This window comes from Micrococcus terreus, from assembly GCF_900116905.1.
Classification (GTDB): domain Bacteria; phylum Actinomycetota; class Actinomycetes; order Actinomycetales; family Micrococcaceae; genus Citricoccus; species Citricoccus terreus.
Genome location: NZ_FPCG01000013.1, coordinates 15,441 through 36,111 on the forward strand (window position 1 = coordinate 15,441; position 20,671 = coordinate 36,111).

Here is a 20,671-nt window from a genome sequence, read left to right on the forward strand (position 1 = left end):
TGGGCTACCGTTTGGCGCCCAGGTCCGCCAGGTGCTCGACCAGCTCCGGGGTGTCCGCCACCCCGTGCGCCCAGTCCGCGTACTGCGGGGAGGTGCCGGCCGCCTCCACGTCCGCCCAGTGGCGGTACCGCGCGGCGATGTCCTCGTTCGAGGACCGACCTCCAGCGGCACCCCTCCCCCGGTCGTCCGGCCCTGACCCGCCGACCGGCTCCATCAGACCAGCTCGAGCTGATCGGCCACCACGCGGCCACGGTGGATGACGGTGCGGTCCGGGGAGCGGTCCATCACGGCGGCGGTGGGGGTGTCCCCGGCCAGCAGCACCAGGTCGGCCACATCCCCCACGTCCACGCCGGGGCGGTCGTCCACGCCGTAGAGCCGCGGTCCGGCGGGGTCCAGCAGGGACGCGCCACCCACGCCGGCCACGGCCAGGCAGTGCTCGATCATCTCGTCCTGCCGGTAGCCGTGCGTGAACGCCAGCTGCCAGGTGCGGTCCAACATGTCCGCGTTGCCGTAGGGGGACCAGTAGTCGCGCTGGCCGTCCTGACCCAGTCCCACGCGCACACCGGCCTGGGCGAGCTCGGCCAGCGGCAGCGGTCCGCTCATGGGTGCAATGGTCGCCATGGCCACGTCCAGCCGGCCCATCCGTTCGAAGATCTCCCGGCGCTGGGCCTCGGGCAGGGCCGAGAGTCCGTAGCCGTGCGAGATGCTCACGTTTCCGGTCATGCCCAGGGCCTCGGTGCGGTCCAGGATCAGTTCGGTGCTGAACCTGGCCAGCTCGGCGGGTTCATGCAGGTGCACGTCCACTGGGACGCCGTACTTCTCGGCCAGCCCGAACACGATGTCCAGGTGCCGCACCGGGTCCCGGTCCAGCTGGCAGGGGTCGATCCCGCCCACCACGTCCGCACCGGCCTGGACGGCCCGTTCCAGCACCTCGGCGCTGCCCTTCTCCTTCAGCAGCCCGGCCTGCGGGAACGCGATGATCTCCACCTCGCAGCGCCCGGCGAACTCCTCCTGGGCGGCCACCACGGCCTCGAAGCGCTCCAGCCCGGCGTCCACATCCACCTGGGCGTAGGTGCGCACCCGGGTGGTGCCGCGCTCGATCGCCATCCGCAGGGCGGTGGTGGTGCGCTCGGTGATGCTGACCTCGGCGTCCCGCCAGTTGTTGCGGTCGTTGAGCATCATCCCCCACACGCCCGGCGCACCGGTGTGCGGGCGGAAGGGCAGCTCCAGGCGGTTCGAGTCCAGGTGCACGTGCACATCGGCGAAGGACGGGACCAGGATCCTGCCCCGACCCTCCACCACCACGTCGTCGGGCCCACTCTGCCGAGGGGCACCCGAGGCGAGGGGGCGCACCTCACCGATGTGGCCGTCGTCGGGAATGATGACCTCTGCCGGCTCGCCACCCCAGGGGCGGACGTTGCGCAGGATCAGTGCCCCGCGGGACGTCGAGTTCGCCATCACAGACCCAGCGTCCGCGGCAGCGCCGGGGCGGGCTCGCCCAGGACATGCTCGCCCAGGAAACCGAGCACCACCTCGTACCAGACCTGCGCATGCTGAGGTGCCAGGATCCAGTGGTTCTCCTGTGGGAAGTACAGGAACCGGTGCGCCGTGGAGCCGTCCTCCCCCGCGGGCAGACCGGACGAGGCCAGCAGTTCGTACCAGAGACGCAGCCCCTCGCCGATGGGCACGCGGTAGTCCTTGTCCCCGTGGATCACCAGCATGGGCGAGACGATCTCGGAGACGAACCGGTGCGGCGAGTTCTCCTCCTGCATGCGCTCGGTCATCTCGCGTGTCCAGTAGAACGAGGCGTCCGTGGTGGGGCCGAAGCCGTCCAACGCCCAGAGCGAGGCATGGGTGACCACGCAGCGGAACCGATCCGTGTGTCCGGCCACCCAGTTGGCCATGTAGCCGCCGAAGGAGCCACCCATGGCGGCGGTGCGCTGGGGGTCGATATCCGGCCGTTCCTCCACGGCGTCCGTCAGCGCCATCAGGTCGGTGTACGGCGCCTGCCCCCACTGACCCCAGCCGCGCTGGATGAACTCCTGGCCGTAGCCGGTGGACAGGGCCGGGTCCGGCAGCAGCACCGCGTACCCGCGCGCGGCCATCACCCACGGGCACCAGCGCCAGCTCCACGCATTCCACGAGCTCAGCGGGCCGCCGTGGATCCACAGCAGCAGCGGATGACCCCCGTCCGGCACGGGTCCCTCCGGCAGGACCAGCCAGCCGCGCACACGGGTGCCGTCCTCGGTCACCGTCTCCACGTCCTCCAGGGTCCCGGGGACCTCCGGCCGGGCCGTGGGGTTGAGCAACCGCGTGGTCTGGCCGGTGGCCAGGTCGATCCGCGCCACCTCCGGCGGGAACAGGTAGGAGGAGCGCACCCCGTAGGCGGTGGTCCCGTCTGGTGAGAGCACGACGTCGGCCCAAGCCTCATCCTCCCGGGTCACCTGAGTGACGGTCCCGGTGGCGATCTCGATGCGGAACACCGGGCAGCGGCCGTCCGAGTCAGCGAGCGCGATCACGGCGGAGTCGTCCGGCAGCCAGGCCACCACCTGACCCCAGCGGTCCCAGTCATGGGCCAACGGCTCGGTGCGGCCGGTGTCCGTGTCCAGCACGTACAGCTGGGGGTGCACGGCGCGCTCCGGGGTGGAGTCCGGGGTGCGGACCAGGATGGCGCGGGTGCCGGCGTTGCTGATGGGGCCCACGGAGGCGTCCTCACCGGGGACGTCATGCAGGACCCGGTGCTCGCCGGTGGCCAGGTCCACGCGGACCACCGTGCCCTCACGGACGTTGCCGCGGGCCTCGGCGGTGGCAACCGTGGTCAGCAGGAAGGTCCCGTCCGGGGAGAGCTGTGCGTCCAGGCCGAAGGCGTGCGAGCGGGGGAACCCGGAGACGTGACGCAGGTGGTGCGGGGCGTCGATGGCCTCGGGGTCCAGCAGGGATGCCGACGAGGCGGACGAGGATTCTGCGCCGGATGCAGACTCGGTCTGCTCATCCCGTTCAGGGTGCTCGGCGTCGGCGGCGTCGACGTCTGAGGCCGGCTCGCCCTGGGGGTCCACGCCCTCCTCCAGCACGAACAGCTCAGGTCGGGCCGGGCCCAGATCGTGGTCCCAGAACCGGATCGGGTAGCCGGTGTGCAGGATGGCGTCCACCCCGGAGTCCTTCCGGGCCTTGGTCAGCTCGGCGTGCTCGGCCTCGGTGGAGGCGCCCACCAGCCGATTCGCTGTGACCACCACCCGGTCGGCGGCGCGGGCACAGGAGACCGCGGAGATGCCGCCAGGACGGGAGAGGACCATCCGGGCCTCGCCGCCGTGTGACGGGAGTGCCCACAGGGCGCTGCGCTTCTCGGCGTCCTCGTCCACCGGGTCCGGGCGCGCCGAGGTGAACCAGAGGGTGCCGTCTGCGGCGAACTCCGCACCGGCCTCTCCCTCACGAGAACGGGTCAGGCGGCGTGCGGCGCGTTCCCCGGTGGGGTCCACCTCCCACAGTGCGGTGGCATAGCCGGTGCCCTTGGGGTCCCGCGTGGCCACGGTGGTCACCAGACGCTGTCCGTCGGGGCTGAGGGTCAAGCCGGAGAGCCGGGGCAGGGCGGTGAAGACGTCGAGGTCATGGAAGGGGCTGGCGGGCTCGCCTGCGGGAGAGGTCATGGGGTCGTTTCTACTGGCCTGGCGCTCTGGGGGCAATCTCAGGCAGCGGTCAGCTGTGGTGGGGTGCATCCGGATCGGGCGGAGTCTGGTCTCGGTAGTGTGCCACCAGCTCCTTGGTCCGTACGATGCGTAGAGCGGTCACCAGGAGCAGGCCGCCCAAGACGTTGAAGACCACCGTGTAGCCGAACCATCCCAGCCACTGCAGGACGGTGATCTCTGCGCCGGACATCATGGCTCCGAAGATGAACAGAGAGTCCAGGATCGAGTGGAAGAGCTGGAGGCCGGCCAGCAGGAACCCTCCGCCAATGGCCGCCACCACGCGCACGATCTCCGAGTCCGTGCCCTTCTGCATCCGCGTCATCAGGGTGATGGTGCTTCCCCCGAGCAGAGCGAGGCAGGCGGTCTGCAGGGAGAACGGCGCGTCTGCGTAGTGATGGGCCGTCTCCCCGAGCAGGCCATGCCACTGCGGGAACGCCTGCACCACCAGCCACATGATGATCAATCCCCCGGCCAGGTTGCTGACCAGGGTGACGGCCCAGAGCCGCAGCAGCCTCCAGATGCTGGCCTGGCGCGTGACCAGGGCCATGACGGGGATGTGGAAGTCCTCGGTGAACAGCTCACTGTGGGCCAGCAGAACGGCGATGAACCCGATGCCGAAGGCCAGGCCGGCCAGCAGGTGGCTGTCCGTCTCCTCCAGGACGGCCAAGTAGGCCATCACACCGACGCCGATCTCCATCCCACCGAACAGCCCGGTGATGACCAGGGATCGGAAGGTGCGGTGGAGACGCTCCGCCCCCTCCTCCATCGTGCTCTCGAACGCATCCTGCAGATGCTGCTCGACCGGAAGATCGTTCTCGCCGAGCTCACGGCGCCGTTCTTCACTCATCCTGGTTCCCCTCGCGTGGGCGGTGCGGTGGCCTGTGGTGGGGTCTGATCCTACTGCGCCCACGCGCGGTCAGGTCAGTTGACTGCTTGACGCGGTGGCCCTCATCACAGTGGTCAGCGCGCCTGCACTCGCGTACCCTAGATAGGTTCTGCTGTGTGCACTCCGGCAGGCGCACCCGCTCTCGGACACTGTGGTCCGCCACCCCATGACCTCTGCGCACACGCGCTTCCCTGCCCGACCTGGCTCATCTGACTCTCCGCCCGAAAGGCACCGCTGTGACCTCTGCCCCTGACACCGACCGGCCCACCGCCGATCTGAACCCCAGCGGACAGGGCTCGCACACCGACGATCTCCCCGCCGGCACCGGGAAGCTGATCGCCCTGCTCGTGGCCGCCGCGTTCGTGGTCATCCTGAACGAGACCATCATGTCCGTGGCGCTGCCGGAGCTGATGGAGGAGTTCTCTGTGGGTGCGGCCACCGCACAGTGGCTGACCACCGCGTTCATGCTGACCATGGCCGTGGTCATCCCGGTCACCGGCTACCTGCTGACCCGGATGCCGCTGCGCACCGTGTTCGCGATCGCCATGACCAGCTTCAGCATCGGCACCCTGGTGGCCGCCCTGGCCCCGGTGTTCCCGCTGCTGGTGACCGGCCGCGTGATCCAGGCCATCGGCACCGCCATCATGATGCCGCTGCTGTTCACCACCGTGCTCAACGTGGTGCCGGCCGAGCGGCGCGGGCGGACCATGGGCGTGATCTCGATCGTGATCGCCGTGGCCCCGGCCACCGGCCCCACCGTGGGCGGGATCGTGCTGGACATGCTGACCTGGCGCTGGATGTTCTGGCTGGTCCTGCCGATCGCCCTGCTCGCCCTGGTCCTGGGCACCCTGATGATCCGCAACGTCACCGAGCCGCGCCGCATCCCGCTGGACGTGCTCTCCGTGGTGCTCTCCGGCATCGGCTTCGCCGGGACCATCTACGGGCTGAGCAGCATCGGCTCCGCCGCCGAGGGCACCGCCGCCGTGAACCCGCTGATCCCGCTGGGGATCGGCCTGGCCGCTCTGGCGGTCTTCGTGTGGCGGCAGCTGAACCTGAAGGACTTCGCCCTGATGGACCTGCGCGCCTTCAAGGTCGGTGCGTTCAGCCTGGCCGTCTGCCTGGTGGCCGTGAACATGATGTACCTGTTCGGCACCCTGATCCTGCTGCCGATCTACCTGCAGAACGTGGCCGGCTACTCCACCCTGGAGACCGGCATGGCCCTGCTGCCCGGCGGACTGGTGATGGGCGTGCTCGGCTACTTCGTGGGACGGCTCTTCGACCGCGTGGGTCCGCGCCCCCTGGTCATCCCCGGTGCTGTGCTGACCTCAGGGGCACTGTGGGGCATGACCACCCTGGGCGCGGACAGCACCCTGGGCACGGTGATCGCCTGGCACGTGACCCTCAACGCCGGGCTGGCCCTGATGTTCTCCCCGCTGATGACCAACGCCCTGGGCGCCCTGCCGCGTCGGCTGTACCCGCACGGCAGTGCGATCGTCTCCACCATCCAGCAGGTCGCCGGAGCCGCAGGCACCGCACTGTTCATCACCGTGATGACCGCCGCCTCGGTGGCCGGCGCCGCTGCGGGCGTGGATGAGCAGACCGCCCTGATGGACGGCGTGCACAGCGCCCTGCTCTGCGGCGCCGCGATCTCTCTGCTCGCCGTGGTGGGCACCCTGTTCGTGCGCCGCACCACCGCCCCGGAGGAGCCGACCCACCACTGATCACGTGCGCAGTTGTCGGTGCGACACGCCGAGGCGGACCGCAGTTGGCGTGATCATGATCGGTGGGGGGCGAACGGGGAGCCGTTGACCAGCTGCCCCATCTCGACGTTGACTGGAACGATCCACCCGTGACCCAGCTCAGCGACGTGCACCTGGGTCGCACCCTCGAGAGGATCTGACCTATGCACCGCACCACGCACACCCCGCTGTCCCCCACCTCCACCCCTAGCCCCAGCCGCGCCTCACGCTCCAGGCGACTGGCCGCCGTCGTGCTGGCCGCAGGACTCACGCTGGGAGGCGGAATGGCCGCCCAGCCGGCCTTCGCCGTGGGCGAGGGTCCGGGTTACGGCGGGAACGAGACCATCAACACCTCGATCCTGCACACCTACGACGAGCTGGTCGCGGAGCTGAAGAAGCAGGACGCGAAGTAGTCGGCCATGGAGCTGGAGGTGATCGGGCAGTCGGTGAAGGGCCGGGACATCCACCTGGTCAAGTACATCTCCGACCCAGACAACCCCACGATCCTCTACCTGACCCAGCAGCACGGCAACGAGCAGCTGACCACCGAGGGCGCGCTGGCGTTCATCAAGTCACTGGGCACCGGGAAGATGAAGGGCGTGCTGGACGGAGTGAACATCCTGGTGCTGCCCATGGCCAATCCGGACGGCGCCATGGGGGATGTGGACTTCTCGCTGGAGGACTACATCGCCTCCGGTGACCGCAACCTCACCCGGTACAACGCCAACGAGGTGGACCTGAACCGCGACCACGTGGCCAAGACCCAGCCCGAGACCCAGGCGCTGCACTACAACGTGCTGAAGGAGTACAGCATCGACTACATGATCGACCTGCACCACCAAGGCACTCGGTCCGCCGTGGACGGGCAGCTCGTCTCCGGGTCCTTCCTCTACCCGACCTCGCCGAACGTGGATGCGGACGTGCTGGAAGGCTCCAAGCGCCTCGGCTCGATCGTCTACAACGCCATCCAGCCCACCGGCTGGGGCCACCTGGGCAAGTACGTGGGCGGGACCGCCGAGACCATCGGGCGCAACGGGATCGCCGTGGAGTACGACATCTCCACTCTGCTGTTCGAGATGCGCGGCATGTCCGACCACGAGGGCGAGTGGGCCGTGCTCGGCCAGAAGTCCAACGGCTACCTGATCAAGCAGACCGTGGTCACGCTCGAGGCCACCGCGCGGGCGATCGCTGACGGCTCCGTAGAGACCGCGGACACCACCTTCTGGGACACCCTGCCCGAGCAGTACAACCTGCCCCGCTGACCCGGCAGGTCAGCTCTCAGCAGGCAGTTCCCGACGACGGCCGGCAGGTGGCGCTTTCGCCTCACCTGCCGGCCGTGGTCATCCCTCCCCCCTGATCACGTGCGCAGTTGTTGCCGCGACACGCCGAGGCCGACAGCAGTTGGCGTGATCATGATCGAAGGGTGGGGAGCGGAACGACCTCGATAGGGTGGAAGGATGACCTCCGGCCCTCCACCTGCTTCTGCGTCCCCGTTCGGCTCTGATGACCACGAGGACCAGCTGCTGCCCGACGGCACTCGGCTGGGCGACGCCCTCTCCGCCGGTCGGCGGCAGGCCTGGGCACCCTGGTTCATCGGACTCGGGGTCATCGTCGTCGGGCTGGTCTGGGCCTGGATGACCCTGCCCACCCTGCCGGACCAGATGCCCACCGGGTTCGGACCCAGCGGGGAGGTCCGCGGCTGGGAGGACACCTCGTTCGGCTCTGCCGCCCTGAGTCTGATCATCGGTGCCGGTGAAACCGTGCTGCTGGGCCTGATCGCCGCCATGGTCCCGATATTCGACTCCACCGACCCGGCACAACGCTCCCTCTGGGGACACTTCCGCGTGGAGGGCTCACACCGTGCGCTGCGCGCCGTCCTGGGGTGGATCACGCTCCTGCTGAATCTGATGTTCGTCTACCAGACGGCCCAGTCCTGGTCGTACGCGCGCGAAGCCGCGGACGGCACCGGCGCGGACATGCCAATGTGGCCGGTCCTCCTCTTCCTGGTCGGCATCTTCGTGGTCATGGTCCCGCCCTTCCGTCAGTGGGCACGGTGGTCCCGCCGCACGGCCGCAGAGCACGGCGTCCACCCCACCCCGGAGGAGGAAGCGGAGGAACGGCGCTGGCTGCCCGGCGGCATCCTGAACGACCCCACCGAGCCCAAGCTGTTCGTGCCCAAGCGCGAAGGCTATGGCGTGGGAGTGACACTGAACGTCGGGCACGCCAAGGGGAAGGCCGTCGTCGTGGTCTTTCTGCTGGTGATCATCGGCCCCCTGGTCCCGATCTTCCTGACCCCTGGGAACTGACCTGGCCCACCCCTATCCTGAGGGGACGACGACGTGACCCCGCGAGCCCAGGATGTGGTGCAGATGTCAGACCAGATCGATCAGCCCCGGCCGTCCGAGGAGGTCCACTTCCACACGCGCAAGTGGGTCAAACCGGAGGACCTGAACGCCAACGGCACCCTGTTCGGCGGATCGCTGCTGCGGTGGATCGACGAGCAGGCCGCGATCTACGCCATCATCCAGCTGGGCAACCAGCGCAGCGTCACCAAACTGATCTCCGAGATCAACTTCGTCTCCTCCGCGCAGCAGGGCGACATGATCGAGATGGGACTGAAGGCGGTCTCGTTCGGGCGGACCTCGCTGACCATGAAGGCCGTGGTGCGGAACATGATCACCCGGCAGACCATCCTCTCGATCGAGAAGATCGTGTTCGTCTCGCTCGGGGAGGACGGCAAGCCTCAGCCGCATGGGTACACGGAGATCACCTACGACCGCGACCGCCTTCCTCGCGAGCGTCCGGAGGAGTAGGCGTCGGCACCGGACGCCGCGAGCGAGTCGGCGCGCGCCACCGTGCTACGCCGGATGAAGCGTGCACACGCGCCGTCCAGGTTCACCGCGTTGCGTGAAAGGCATGACCACGAACCCCACGCACACCGCACAGACCACGGACCGCACCACCACCCCGCTGCTCGTGGACGCCGCCTGGCTCGCCGGGCACAGGAAGGATGAGAACCTGCGGATCGTGGACGCCACCACGTTCCTGGAGCAGCCCGAGGGCGACGGCTACTACGTGGTCTCCTCCGGCCGTCAGGCGTACGAGCGCGAGCACATCCCCGGTGCGGTCTTCGCCGACCTGCTCACCGAGTTCGCGGACACGGACGCCCCCACCACCTTCACCGCGCTGGACAGCCAGGCCTTCGCCGAGCGGATGGGGGCCCTGGGGATCGGGGACGGCGCGCACGTGGTGATCTACGACCAGGGCGTGAACATGTGGGCCACCCGCCTGTGGTGGAACCTGCGCTTGGAAGGGTTCGAGACCATCTCCGTGCTGGACGGCGGGCTCACCGCGTGGAAAGACGCCGGGCTGCCGCTGGCCTCCGGCACCGAGACCCTGCCCGCCGCCACATTCACCGCACGCCGCCGCCCCGAGCTCTACGCCGACCGCGAGCGCGTGCTGGCCGCCATCCAGGACGACTCCCAGCTGCTGATCAACGTGCTGGACGAGGACACCTTCTCCGGCCACCGCCTCACCTATGACCGCGCCGGCCACATCCCCTCCAGCGTCAACGTCCCGTTCCAGGGCGCGCTCACCCCGGAGGGTCGGGTGGCCGGAGTGGAGGACGCCCGCGCACTCTTCGCCGAGTCCGGCGCACTGGAGAGCTCGAAGCAGCCCATCACCTACTGCGGCTCCGGGATCGCCGCCACCCTCATGGCATTCGAGCTGGCCCGGCTCGGCCGTGAGGACGTGGCCGTGTATGACGGCTCCATGACCGAGTGGGCCGCGGACGAGACGCTGCCCCTGCAGACCGGCCGCTGACCCCCGCCCCTTGACCGCCCGTCCGGCACCAGTGGAAGAGTGGTGACGTGCCCCTTCACCTCAGCCACGACTTCGCCACCGCCCTGCCCGAGCTCTCCGTGCCCTGGAGTGCGGAGGAGGTCGCGGACCCGCAGCCGGTGGTGGTCAACGCCCCGCTGGCGCAGCGGTTCGGCCTGGACCCGGAGTGGCTGGGCGGTCCTGAGGGTGCACGGTTCCTGAGCGGCCAAGAGCTTCCCGACGGCGCCACACCGGTCGCGCAGGGATATGCCGGTCACCAGTTCGGCGGGTACTCACCCCGCCTGGGTGATGGGCGCGCCCTGCTGCTGGGCGAGGTGCGGGGCGAGGACGGCCGGCTTCTGGACGTGCACCTGAAGGGCTCCGGACCCACGCCGTTCTCCCGGGGCGGAGACGGGCGCGCGGCCCTGGGCCCGATGCTGCGTGAGCACCTGGTCAGCGAGGCCATGCACGCCCTGGGGATCCCCACCACCCGCTCCCTGGGCGTGGTGGCCACGGGGCGGTCCGTGATGCGCGCGGACGGTCCACTGCCCGGCGCCGTGCTGGCCCGGGTGGCGTCCAGTCACCTGCGCGTGGGCTCCTTCCAGTACGCCGCCGCACTGCAGGCTCAGGACCAGGACCAGGACGAGGACGAGGATCTGGTGCGCAGGCTCGCCGACTACGCCATCACCCGGCACCATCCGCAGGCGGCGGACGCGGATCAACCGTACCTGGCCCTGCTGCAGAACGTGGTGCGGGCCCAGGGTGAGCTGGTGGCGCAGTGGATGTGCGTGGGCTTCGTGCACGGGGTGATGAACACGGACAACATGACCATCTCCGGGGAGACCATCGACTACGGTCCGTGCGCCTTCCTGGACGCGTATGACCCCGCCGCGGTGTTCAGCTCGATCGACACCGGCGGCCGCTACGCCTACCGGAACCAGCCGGCCATCGCCCACTGGAACCTGGCCCGGTTCGCCGAGACCCTCATCCCGTTGCTGGACCCGGACCAGGACCGTGCGGTGGAGATCGCCACTGAGGCGCTCAACGGGTTCGCCCGAGCCTTCAGCGTGGCCTGGGTGGACGGCCTGCGGCAGAAGCTGGGCCTGTCCTCGGACCAGGAGGACACCACGGTGGGACCTGTGGCGGATGAGGTCCTGCAGCTGCTGAAACAGAACCGCGTGGACCACACCGTGTTCTTCCACGCCCTGACTCAGGCCGCCGCCGGGGACACGCGCACAGTACGCTCGCTGTTCACGGACCTGCCTGCCTTCGACGACTGGCTGGCCGGATGGCAGGCCTTCACCCCGGATGCGGAGCTGATGTCCCGGAGCAACCCGGTGTACATCCCGCGCAACCACCTGGTGGAGGAGGCCCTTCAGGCCGCCACCGCCGGAGACCTGGACCCCTTCCACCGGCTCGCAGAGGTCCTGGCCGAACCGTACACCGAGCGTCCAGGGCTCGAGCGGTACGCCGAGCCCGCCCCGGACTCCTTCGGCCCGTACGTCACATTCTGCGGGACCTGACGCTCCCCTTCGCTGGATCACATACGCGCCAACTGTGGAGACATGCCGAGCCGAAGCGCACGTGGCGTGACCGTGATCGGTGAGGGGCCGGCGTCGGGTACTGCTGGCCAGGCCCCCTGGTGGCGCACTAGCGTCAGGACCTGGACCGATGTCCCAGGTGGCCCGCCACACCACACCCCTTGAGGCCGCCGCGAGAAAGGTGGATGCCATGAGCAGTGCAGACCAGAGCCAGCCGAAGATCCCCGGAGCCCCCGCGCCCCAGCCACCTGCTGTGGAGGAGCCCACCACCCCGGCGCCTCCGCTGGACCCCAAGCCGGACCAGAAGGGACCGGCCACCGTGTCCCCCACCGGCCAGCAGACCGGGACCGATCCCGCCCAGGTGGCCCAAGGCGGCGAGTTCCTGACCACCGCCCACGGCGCCCGCCTGAAGGACACCGACCACACCCTGCGCGCTGGGCCCCGCGGTCCGGCCCTGCTGCAGGACCACCACTTCCGGGAGAAGATCAGCCACTTCGACCATGAGCGCATCCCCGAGCGCGTGGTCCACGCCCGCGGCGCCGGAGCGCACGGCGTGTTCACCGGCTACGGCACGGCCGCGAAGATCTCCCAGGCCGGGGTGTTCGCCAAGGACAAGGAGACCGAGGTCTTCGTGCGGTTCTCCACCGTGCTGGGCTCGCGCGGCTCCGGCGATCTCGCCCGCGACACCCGCGGCTTCGCCACCAAGTTCTACACGGACGAGGGCACCTGGGACCTGGTGGGCAACAACATGCCCGTGTTCTTCATCCAGGACGCCATCAAGTTCCCGGACGTGGTGCATGCGGCCAAGCCCCACCCGGACCGAGAGATCCCGCAGGCCCAGTCCGCCCATGACACGTTCTGGGACTTCGTCTCCCTGCACACCGAGGCCCAGCACCACACCATCTGGAACATGTCCGATCGCGGCATCCCGCGGTCCTACCGGATGATGGAGGGCTTCGGCGTGCACACCTTCCGGCTGATCGGGCCGGACGGATCCACCTCCCTGGTGAAGTTCCACTGGAAGCCCAAGCTGGGCGTGCACTCGGTGACCTGGGAGGAGGCGCAGCTGATCAACGGCGCCGACCCGGACTTCCACCGCCGGGACCTGGCGGACGCCATCGAGGCCGGCGCCTACCCGGAGTGGGAGCTGGGCGTGCAGGTGTTCGAGGACACCGAGGACCAGATGTTCCAGGGCATCGACCTGCTGGACCCCACCAAGCTGGTCCCGGAGGAGCTGGTCCCGGTGGAGCCGATCGGCAAGATGGTGCTGAACCGGAACCCCTCCAACTACTTCGCCGAGACCGAGCAGGTGGCGTTCAACCCCAACAACCTCGTCCCGGGCATCGACGTCACCAACGACCCCCTGCTGCAGGGCCGGCTGTTCTCCTACCTGGACACCCAGCTCAGCCGGCTGGGCGGGCCGAACTGGACCCAGCTGCCCATCAACCGTCCGCACGCCGCGGTCAACGACATGCTGCGTGACGGCATGCATCAGACCGCCGTGCACCGCGGAGTGGCCCCGTACCACCCGAACTCGCTGGACGGGAACAACCCCTTCCCCACCCCGGCGGACGACCGGCCGTTCATCGACCACCCCGCCCCGGTGGCCGCATCCGTCAAGGAGCGCGAGCTGGCCGCGTCCTTCGAGGACCACTTCAGCCACGCCCGCCTGTTCTACCTCTCCCTGTCGGAGGTGGAGCGTGAGCACGTGGCCCAGGCGTACACCTTCGAGCTGGGCAAGTGCTACGAGCAGAACATCCGCGAGCGCCAGCTGCGCTGCCTCGGGGCGATCGACACCGGACTGGCCCAGCAGGTGGCCGCGGGGCTGGGCATGCCCGTCCCGGAGCCGGAGGAGGCCCCCGCGGACGTGCAGCCCTCGCCGGCACTGTCCCAGGTGGGGCAGGAGTGGCCGCTGGACGGTCGGCAGATCGGCCTGCTGGTGGGCCCGGATCCCGACGCCGGCCAGCTCGCCTCCGCGGTGCAGGCGATCGACGGCGCGGGGCTGGTTCCGCTGATCATCGCCCCGCAGGGCGGGCCGGTGGGCGGTGCGGACTCGGGCCTGGTGGCCCAGCGCACCTACCTCACCGCCCGCTCGATCGAGTTCGACGCCCTGCTGGTGCTCTCGCCGGCGCCGGCCGGGGACGACGCCGCCCACGGACTGGATGCCAAGGCCGCGGCCGCCGGACCGCGGACGGACGTGGATCCGCGTGCGGCTCTGCTGGTGCAGGAGGTGTGGCGCCAGGCCAAGGCGATCGCCGGGGTCGGCGGCGGGACGGACATGCTCCAGGAGGCCGGCGTGGCCGACTCCGCGGGCGTGGTCTCCGTCGGTGACGCCGCTGCTGCCGTGCAGGAGCTGCTCGGCCTGATGCCGGCCCACCGCGTGTGGGAGCGGTTCCCCACCACCGGGCGCCTCTCCGGCTGACCCTCAGCCGCGGCACTCTTCGTGTGACAGGAACCGGTCCCTCGGGGCCGGTTCCTGTCACATGAACGGTGTCGGCCGTCGTCGGCTGTCACTCGAACGGTGTCCGGGCTGCTCCCCCGCGCCTTGACCCCCTTCCCTGGACAGATCGGACCCTCTCCCCCCTTGGAACTGTCCCGGGAAGGGGGGCAGAACCGTCGTGGTCCGTCAGCACCCCGTCAGTGCCGTCAGTCGCGGCCAGACAGCAGCCCCAGCAGTCGGGCCAGCTCAGTCTGGTCCTCGGAATCCAGCACCGCGAAGAAGTCCCCGGCCTCGCGCCGGCGCACCTGCGTGACCTGACGCCGCAGCTCCACCCCGGCCTCCGAGAGCACGATCCGCGTGGCCCGCCGATCGGATGGATCCGGGGTCCGCTCCACCAAGCCCTTGTCCGCCAGCTGGTCCACCACTTCGGTGGCCGAGCGCGGGGCGATCCGCAGCCGCGCGGCCAGATCCTTCAGGCGCACTCCGGCCCCGTCGTCGCCCCTCTCTCCAGGACCGCCGTGGTGGCTGTGTCCGCACGGGGCGGGGTGGGAGCATCCTCCCTGCTCCACGGCGAACAGCGCCCGGGACTGGTGCGGCGTCAGATCCAGCGGCGCCAACTGCTCGCTCCACCGCCGGCGCAGCTGCCGGAACGCCGCGTGCATCAGCTCGCCCAGGTCCCCGCCATCCACAGCAGCACCACCAGCGCCGCCCACGGACTCGACCGCACCAGAGCCTGGCTCCCGAGCACTCGCACCATCCACCTCTCGCATGCCCGCAGTCTACCCAGATTGCGCTGCAACCTCTTAGTGAGGTAACCTCACTACATCGAACCGCTCGGACGCATCTGTCCCCGAGCCCGGCGCACGCACGAAGGAGCGCCCCATGAACCACTCTTCCCCGAACATCCCCGCCACCACCCCCGGCAGCATCCCCCACACCTCAGACCGCCCCGGCCGCGGCCCCGCGCGCCTGAACCCCGCAGACCGGACCCAGCTGACGCGTCACCCGGTCTCCCTGCGCCGCATCGCAGCCCTCTTCGCCCCGCACCGCCCGACCATCGTCGTCGTGGTCCTGCTCATCACCGCCGCCTCCGTGATCAACCTGGCCCAGCCGTTCCTGGTGCGCGGCGTGATCGACGACGCCCTGCCCCACCAGGACATCCCCCTGCTGATCTGGCTGACCGCGGCCATGGTGGGCGTGGCCGCTCTGACCAGTGTGATCGGGGTGGTGCAGACCTGGATGGCCACCGCCATGGGCCAGAAGGTCATGCATGCCCTGCGCGTGAAGCTCTTCACCCACCTGCAGTCCCAGCCGCTGTCCTTCTTCACCCGCACGCGCGGCGGCGAGGTGCAGTCGCGGCTGACCCATGACATCGCCGGCATGCAGTCCGTGGTCACCTCCACCGCCACCGGCGTGGCCAGCAACCTGACCACCACCGTCGCCACAGCCGTCGCCATGGTGGCGCTCTCCCCGCAGCTGAGCCTGATCTCCCTGGTGGTGCTGCCCCCGGCCATCTGGCTCTCCCGGCGCGTGGCCCTGATTCGCCGCCAGGTCACGGACGAACGTCAAGCCACCCTGGCCGCCCTGCACACCCAGGTGGAGGAGGGACTCTCGGTCTCCGGCGCCCGCCTGGCCAAGACCCTGGGCACCACCGCGCGGGATGCCACCCTGTTCACGCAGCGCTCGGACCAGCTGATCGGCCTGGAGCTGCGCAGTCAGCTGGCCGGGCGGTGGCGGATGGCCACCATGCAGATCGTCTTCGCGGCCATCCCCGCGGTGATCTACCTGGCCGCCGGCCTGCCCGCCACCTCGCAGGGCATGACGATCGGCACCCTGGTGGCCTTCACCGCGCTGCAGGGTCAGGTGTTCCGCCCGGTGATGGGGCTGTTGAACATCGGCGTGCAGTGGGTGACCGCGCTGGCTTTCTTCTCTCGCATCTTCGAGTACCTGGACCTGGATCCGGAGCTGAAGCCGCCGGCGGATCCGGCCCCGTGGGACGCCGAGCGCGTCCAGGGCGAGGTGCGCTTCGAGCAGGTCAGCTTCGCCTATGACGACGGCTCCCCCACCTTGGCGGGGATCGACCTGGTGGTCCCTGCCGGCACCACCACGGCGGTGGTCGGTTCCACCGGGTCTGGCAAGTCCACGCTGGCCTCCCTGGTGCCGCGGCTGTACGACGCCACCTCCGGACGGGTGATGATCGACGGCGTGGATGTGCGGGATCTGGCCCCGGCGGACCTGGCGGCCACGGTCGGCGTGGTCTCGCAGGAGACGTACCTGATCCACGCCAGCGTGCGGGAGAACCTGCTGTTGGCCCAGCCCGGGGCCACCGATGCCGCGCTGTGGTCCGCCCTGGAGACGGCCTCGCTGGCCGGGACCATCGCGGCACTGCCGGAGGGACTGGACACCCTGGTTGGAGCGCGGGGGCATCGGTTCTCCGGTGGTGAGCAGCAGCGGCTGGCGATCGCCCGGACCGTGCTGCGCAACCCGCCTGTGCTGGTGCTGGACGAGGCCACCTCGGCGTTGGACAACACTACGGAGGCGCGCGTGCAGGCGGCCCTGGACGAGCTCTCCTCCGGACGGACCACCCTGATGATCGCCCACCGTCTCTCCACCGTGATGGACGCCGATCAGGTGATCGTGCTGGAGGGCGGCCGGATCGTGGAGCAGGGCGCCCCGTCCGAGCTCCTCACCGCAGACGGCCCGTTCGCCTCCCTGGCCGCCGGCCGGGAATCAGCCCTGGTGGCTTGACGAGAATCAGGAGTGCGGCCCCACCAGTTCCGAGACCGTGCCCAACAGGTGTTCGTAGATGGTCCAGGACGGCTCGGCCTGCAGGCTGACTTCGCCGGAGTCACGACTCGCGGACGCATAGAGCCGGTAGGTGCCCCTGTCTCCGGCCGACACGCGCACCACTTCCTCCATCTTCGAGGTGGGGCCAGCGGCATTGAGCGTCCAGATGAACCATGGCTCCGCCCATACGGCCTGGTCCACCGGAGAGCTCCCCGGAGCCTCCGCCTGCGCAGTCCAGTGGCGCATGAGCTGCTCCTGGGAGACGGTCTCCTCATCCAATGCCAAGGACCAGGCCGGCCCTGCACCAGCCCAGGCGAAGAGTGATCCGGGAAGGTCTTCAGTGGTCACCACATCAAGCTGGCGGTAGCCGGAGTGCCCCACGTCGGCGACCTGTTCGTGGTCGAGGTACCCGGCAGACGGCCCCGCGGCGATGACCGCGAATCGGCTGTCGAACCAGGCCTGGAAGTCCGTGGCCCTCTCGCCACGGTGTGCGTGCACCGTGATCTGGGCCTGGGGACGAGCCAGCAGTTCCAGGATCAGCGCTGCCTCCTCGGACGGACTGGTTCCGTCCATCAGCTCGGCCCGTTGCAGCTCGTGGACGGCCGGCGTCCCCTGCGCCATCCGGCCCGGACGGTGTCCCTGCGCCAGGCTGACCAACAGCTCCCAGGCCTCGGAAGAGAGCACCGGTCCGCTCGAGCGGTAGACGCCCAGGGAACGCACTGAGTCCAGACGTTCACAGGGAAGGCCCATGGCCTGGGTTGCCACCTCGTCGAGTCGGATCTGGTGCCCCACATCAGCCGGCCCATCGCCGTCATGGACGTGGTCCGCCACCCTCGCGCTGGCAGCGATGGCGTCGAACACCGGACGCAGCGCACGGTAGGACGGTGGGGTCATGGTGGCAGTCAGCTGGACGGCCCAGCCCTTCTCGATGAAGAGGTAGTCCACCGACACCAAGATCCTGCCGTGATCGGTCCTTGAGGAGAGAATGGCCCGCGCGGGCCCCTGCTCACGTTCCCACCAGGTCACGTCGATCACTCGGAGATCCTCGAACTGGGCGAAGAGGTGCCCCTGTGCGGAGGCCGAGAACTCGTGAAGGCCACCGGCGAACGGGTTGATCGTGCCGACGATGTTGGGGACGAACACGCCCTCCCCACTCACCTGGGGGAAGGCGAAGAACTCCACCTCGGGGCGAGGAGACTCCTCCGCTGCCCAGCCCCCGGGGATCTGGACATGGATGCGCGAGGTCTCCCCCGTCGTCGCTGAATGCTGGTCGGAGGAACTGGTCATCGGTGCACTGTCCTTGGTCGCTGGGGTCGGTGTCAGTCTACGGTCGTCGGTTCAGTGTGATCTGGTGCAGACCGATTCAGCCGAAGAGCCCACCGATGAAGTCCTTGGCCTTGCTGGCCGCGCCAGAGACCGCTCCTCCAATGTCCTTGGCCGCTTCCGTGAAGTTCGTGTTGTCCGCGATCCATCCGCCGACCTTCCCGCCGACCCATCCGCCGACCGCACCACCGACGAAGTTGCCGACGAAACCGCCGACCACGCCGCCGACGGCCGCGCCCACGCCGGGAATGGGGATCAGAGCCTGCCCCAGTGCGGCCCCACCGGCACGCCCGATAGCCGTGCCAACCTTCGAACCCACCTCCTCGCCCAGCGCCGTGGCGAACTGGGTCGTGGCTCCGTCAGCGACCGCCTCGGCCATCAGCTGTTCCTCAGACCAGTCAGGGTACTTGGTCCGCAGTTCCTCGTACTGCTCGCTGGTGGCCGACGCGAATCCGAGAGCATGTCCCCCGACGTTGATGCCTCGGAGGGTGTTCTTGGCCCACCCGGGGACCTTCGGCTTGCCCTTGCGATCGCCGAGCGTCGCTGCGTAGCCGACGGTGATCGTGCCGTCCTTCACGGAGATGTGATGGCGCTCCAGCAGACGCCGGAAGCTGGCGTTCGAGTTCGCGCCACGGGCACCCAGGAGCTTCCGGAAAGTCGGGGAGGCCATCAGCGCGGTGAAGCGTGGGTTGGCGAAGGGGTCGAAGCCCGCGGTCTCGGTCACGAACCGGTTCTTGGTGACGTCCGGAAGCAGGCGACGATGCTTCTCATCGATCCACCGATTGCCGCTCTCCACCCACTCATCCAGGCGGTTGACAAGCCCCGGAGGGATGGGGAGCCGATCCAGGACGGAGGGCCTGACGATCCGCGGGTTGGCGAACTCGTACGTGAAGTAGGTGGCGTTGCCCTTGGTGCTGTATCCCTCCAGGGCCTTGGTGGTCACGAAGGACGCGAGGCCGACCGGAAGTCCGCCGTCTCCGATCTCGAAGAGCTTGCCGGTGTTGGCAGCGCTGATCGCATCCGCACACGTCTTGGAGGCCTCGTCATAGGTGGTGGCCACGGCATCGATGCGGCCCTGAAGCGCACTCCGCTCCCTGCCATGTGCATCCCAGTCGAAGTCCTCGACCGAGGTGTCCACCGCGTTGTGCGTGGCGGCCTCGGCCTTCACCGCGTCGTACTCGGCTTTCAGGCCGTCGATCGTCTCCGCGAAGGCATCCAGGGCGTCCTTGATGGAGGTGGAGCAGGTCTCGGCCTCCTCCGCGTAGGTCTTGACGATCTGCGGGGCCGTGCTGACCAGCTCGTCGTCCGGGGAGGTGTAGACGGCGGAGAGACCGGCCCAGGACGCTGCACCGTCCTCGGCGTAGGTGACCGCGTCCTTCCCGGCTGTGGAGATGTTCGCGGCGGCAGTGCGGATGTTCTCCGTAGTCGGCAGCTTGGCCGGAAGGCCCTCGAGATAGACGGTCACTGGGGAACCCCCGGCCGGTTGCGGACCTGAGGCGTGACCTTGTCCGCCTCCGGGTCCTCGTCCGGGATGGCGGAGACAGCGGCCTGCGCGTCCTCGGCCACCTGTCGATCCCCGTCGACGTAGGCGTTGATGGCCTCATGCATCTTCAGGCAGATGTTGTCCCCCACGGCCTCGGCCGAGCCGAGCATGATGGACAGGTACTCATTGTTGGTCATCGACAGCGCCTGACCGATCTCCAGGTTGTCCGTGGCCGTGATGGCGTCCATGACGGCACCCTGCGAGTCGACCTTGAGCTGATCGATCTTGTCGAAGTGCCCTTTGGTGGTGTTGACGATACCCCGGGCAGTCTCTACCTCGATGTCCCACGAGCTCAATGCCATGGGTATCCTCCCTGTCTGTGCATGAAAGCGGTCTGTCCTGGTCCGCGAAACGGTTCCCCGTCATTCTAAGAACCCGACCTGTCGGCCGCGATGGGGAGTTCTCCCCATCCCTCGGCTCGGCACAGAGACGCCGGCCCACACGGTTACCCTGGAGGCATGGACATGTGGATCGGCATCGGCGTCCTGCTCTTCGGCGGACTGTTGGTCATCGCCAACCTGACCCGCATCCTCGGCTTCGACCGTGAATGGGCCCGGGCCACCCCGTCGATCTTCAACTATCTGGCCCGCAACTTCATGCCGTACACCTACCTGGGACTCGGCTTGGTCCTGGTGGGGCTGTCTCCGCAGCTCATCGTCACCGACCCACCGGAGCTGGTCAGTGCCCTCGGGGGAATCCTGGCGCTGCTCGGCATTCCCATTGGTCTGATCTCCCTGGTCCACTGGCCGCTGTTCCTCTCCCCGCCCTGGTACCGCCGCTGGTATCGCCGCGGCGGTCGCATGGGCAACAACGCTCCCCTCTGGGAGCCCGGCGAACGCCGGTGACCGCGGCCCCGGCCGAGCCCCCACGTAGCCCGAGGACACACGCCCAGGTGACCGGGCCGTCGTCG

The 20,671-nt window shown here is 69.2% G+C and carries 16 protein-coding genes and 1 pseudogene; 9 read left to right on the forward strand and 8 right to left on the reverse strand.

Annotated features, from left to right (window positions below; genetic code table 11):
• Positions 1–4 precede the first annotated feature (4 nt).
• From BM355_RS14725 to BM355_RS12805, 4 genes are read right to left on the reverse strand one after another with little or no spacing between them, the layout of a single operon-like run.
• A complete protein-coding gene (locus BM355_RS14725) occupies positions 5–214 on the reverse strand; it encodes a hypothetical protein (protein ID WP_091699283.1) in 210 nt (69 codons plus the stop codon).
• Complete coding sequence (locus BM355_RS12795) at positions 214–1,458, reverse strand: amidohydrolase family protein (protein ID WP_091699286.1); 1,245 nt, start codon at positions 1,456–1,458, stop codon at positions 214–216. Before BM355_RS12795 ends, BM355_RS14725 begins: the two co-directional genes overlap by 1 nt.
• Positions 1,458–3,644: a S9 family peptidase gene (locus BM355_RS12800; RefSeq protein WP_091699288.1), complete on the reverse strand. Its 2,187-nt coding sequence runs from the start codon at positions 3,642–3,644 to the stop codon at positions 1,458–1,460. Before BM355_RS12800 ends, BM355_RS12795 begins: the two co-directional genes overlap by 1 nt.
• 49 nt (positions 3,645–3,693) lie before the next feature.
• A complete protein-coding gene (locus BM355_RS12805) occupies positions 3,694–4,530 on the reverse strand; it encodes a formate/nitrite transporter family protein (protein ID WP_091699290.1) in 837 nt (278 codons plus the stop codon).
• Between the two features lie 275 nt (positions 4,531–4,805).
• Between BM355_RS12805 and BM355_RS12810 the strand changes: the two genes are divergently transcribed.
• From BM355_RS12810 to BM355_RS12840, 7 genes and pseudogenes are all read left to right on the forward strand, one after another.
• The gene (locus BM355_RS12810) at positions 4,806–6,290 is read left to right on the forward strand and encodes an MDR family MFS transporter (RefSeq protein ID WP_425435635.1); all 1,485 of its coding nucleotides are present in this window, start codon (positions 4,806–4,808) and stop codon (positions 6,288–6,290) included.
• 302 nt (positions 6,291–6,592) lie between these two features.
• A pseudogene (locus BM355_RS12815) lies at positions 6,593–7,570 on the forward strand (M14 family zinc carboxypeptidase).
• Positions 7,571–7,765: 195 nt separating this feature from the next.
• Positions 7,766–8,614, forward strand: a complete 849-nt coding sequence (locus BM355_RS12820) for a DUF1648 domain-containing protein (RefSeq protein WP_091699293.1) — start codon at positions 7,766–7,768, stop codon at positions 8,612–8,614.
• A gap of 63 nt (positions 8,615–8,677) precedes the next feature.
• On the forward strand, positions 8,678–9,121 hold the full coding sequence (locus tag BM355_RS12825) for an acyl-CoA thioesterase (RefSeq protein WP_091699359.1): 444 nt from the start codon (positions 8,678–8,680) through the stop codon (positions 9,119–9,121).
• A gap of 103 nt (positions 9,122–9,224) precedes the next feature.
• Positions 9,225–10,130 carry a sulfurtransferase gene (locus BM355_RS12830; RefSeq protein ID WP_091699295.1) on the forward strand — a complete coding sequence of 302 codons (906 nt, stop codon included), beginning with the start codon at positions 9,225–9,227 and terminating at the stop codon, positions 10,128–10,130.
• 47 nt (positions 10,131–10,177) lie between these two features.
• Positions 10,178–11,650: a protein adenylyltransferase SelO gene (locus BM355_RS12835; RefSeq protein WP_091699296.1), complete on the forward strand. Its 1,473-nt coding sequence runs from the start codon at positions 10,178–10,180 to the stop codon at positions 11,648–11,650.
• Between the two features lie 208 nt (positions 11,651–11,858).
• Complete coding sequence (locus BM355_RS12840) at positions 11,859–14,090, forward strand: catalase (protein ID WP_091699361.1); 2,232 nt, start codon at positions 11,859–11,861, stop codon at positions 14,088–14,090.
• Positions 14,091–14,314: 224 nt separating this feature from the next.
• Here the strand turns inward: BM355_RS12840 and BM355_RS12845 are convergent, their stop codons facing one another.
• Entirely contained in the window at positions 14,315–14,878 is a 564-nt protein-coding gene (locus BM355_RS12845; protein WP_091699299.1) for a MarR family winged helix-turn-helix transcriptional regulator, read from the reverse strand.
• 112 nt (positions 14,879–14,990) lie between these two features.
• Between BM355_RS12845 and BM355_RS12850 the strand changes: the two genes are divergently transcribed.
• Complete coding sequence (locus BM355_RS12850; RefSeq protein ID WP_091699302.1) at positions 14,991–16,856, forward strand: ABC transporter ATP-binding protein; 1,866 nt, start codon at positions 14,991–14,993, stop codon at positions 16,854–16,856.
• Positions 16,857–16,862: 6 nt separating this feature from the next.
• On the opposite strand, the gene BM355_RS12855 is transcribed toward BM355_RS12850, so the two are convergent.
• The 3 genes from BM355_RS12855 to BM355_RS12865 all read right to left on the reverse strand — a co-directional run bounded on the left by BM355_RS12855 (position 16,863) and on the right by BM355_RS12865 (position 20,063).
• Positions 16,863–18,182 carry a hypothetical protein gene (locus BM355_RS12855; RefSeq protein ID WP_091699304.1) on the reverse strand — a complete coding sequence of 440 codons (1,320 nt, stop codon included), beginning with the start codon at positions 18,180–18,182 and terminating at the stop codon, positions 16,863–16,865.
• Between the two features lie 76 nt (positions 18,183–18,258).
• The gene (locus BM355_RS12860) at positions 18,259–19,683 is read right to left on the reverse strand and encodes a hypothetical protein (protein WP_091699307.1); all 1,425 of its coding nucleotides are present in this window, start codon (positions 19,681–19,683) and stop codon (positions 18,259–18,261) included.
• Positions 19,680–20,063, reverse strand: coding sequence for a DUF6507 family protein (locus BM355_RS12865; RefSeq protein WP_091699310.1), 384 nt, complete (start codon positions 20,061–20,063; stop codon positions 19,680–19,682). The genes BM355_RS12860 and BM355_RS12865 overlap by 4 nt, the downstream gene beginning before the upstream one ends.
• A 156-nt stretch (positions 20,064–20,219) precedes the next feature.
• On the opposite strand from BM355_RS12865, the gene BM355_RS12870 reads away from it, so the two are divergent.
• Positions 20,220–20,606, forward strand: a complete 387-nt coding sequence (locus BM355_RS12870) for a hypothetical protein (protein ID WP_091699312.1) — start codon at positions 20,220–20,222, stop codon at positions 20,604–20,606.
• Positions 20,607–20,671 lie beyond the last annotated feature (65 nt).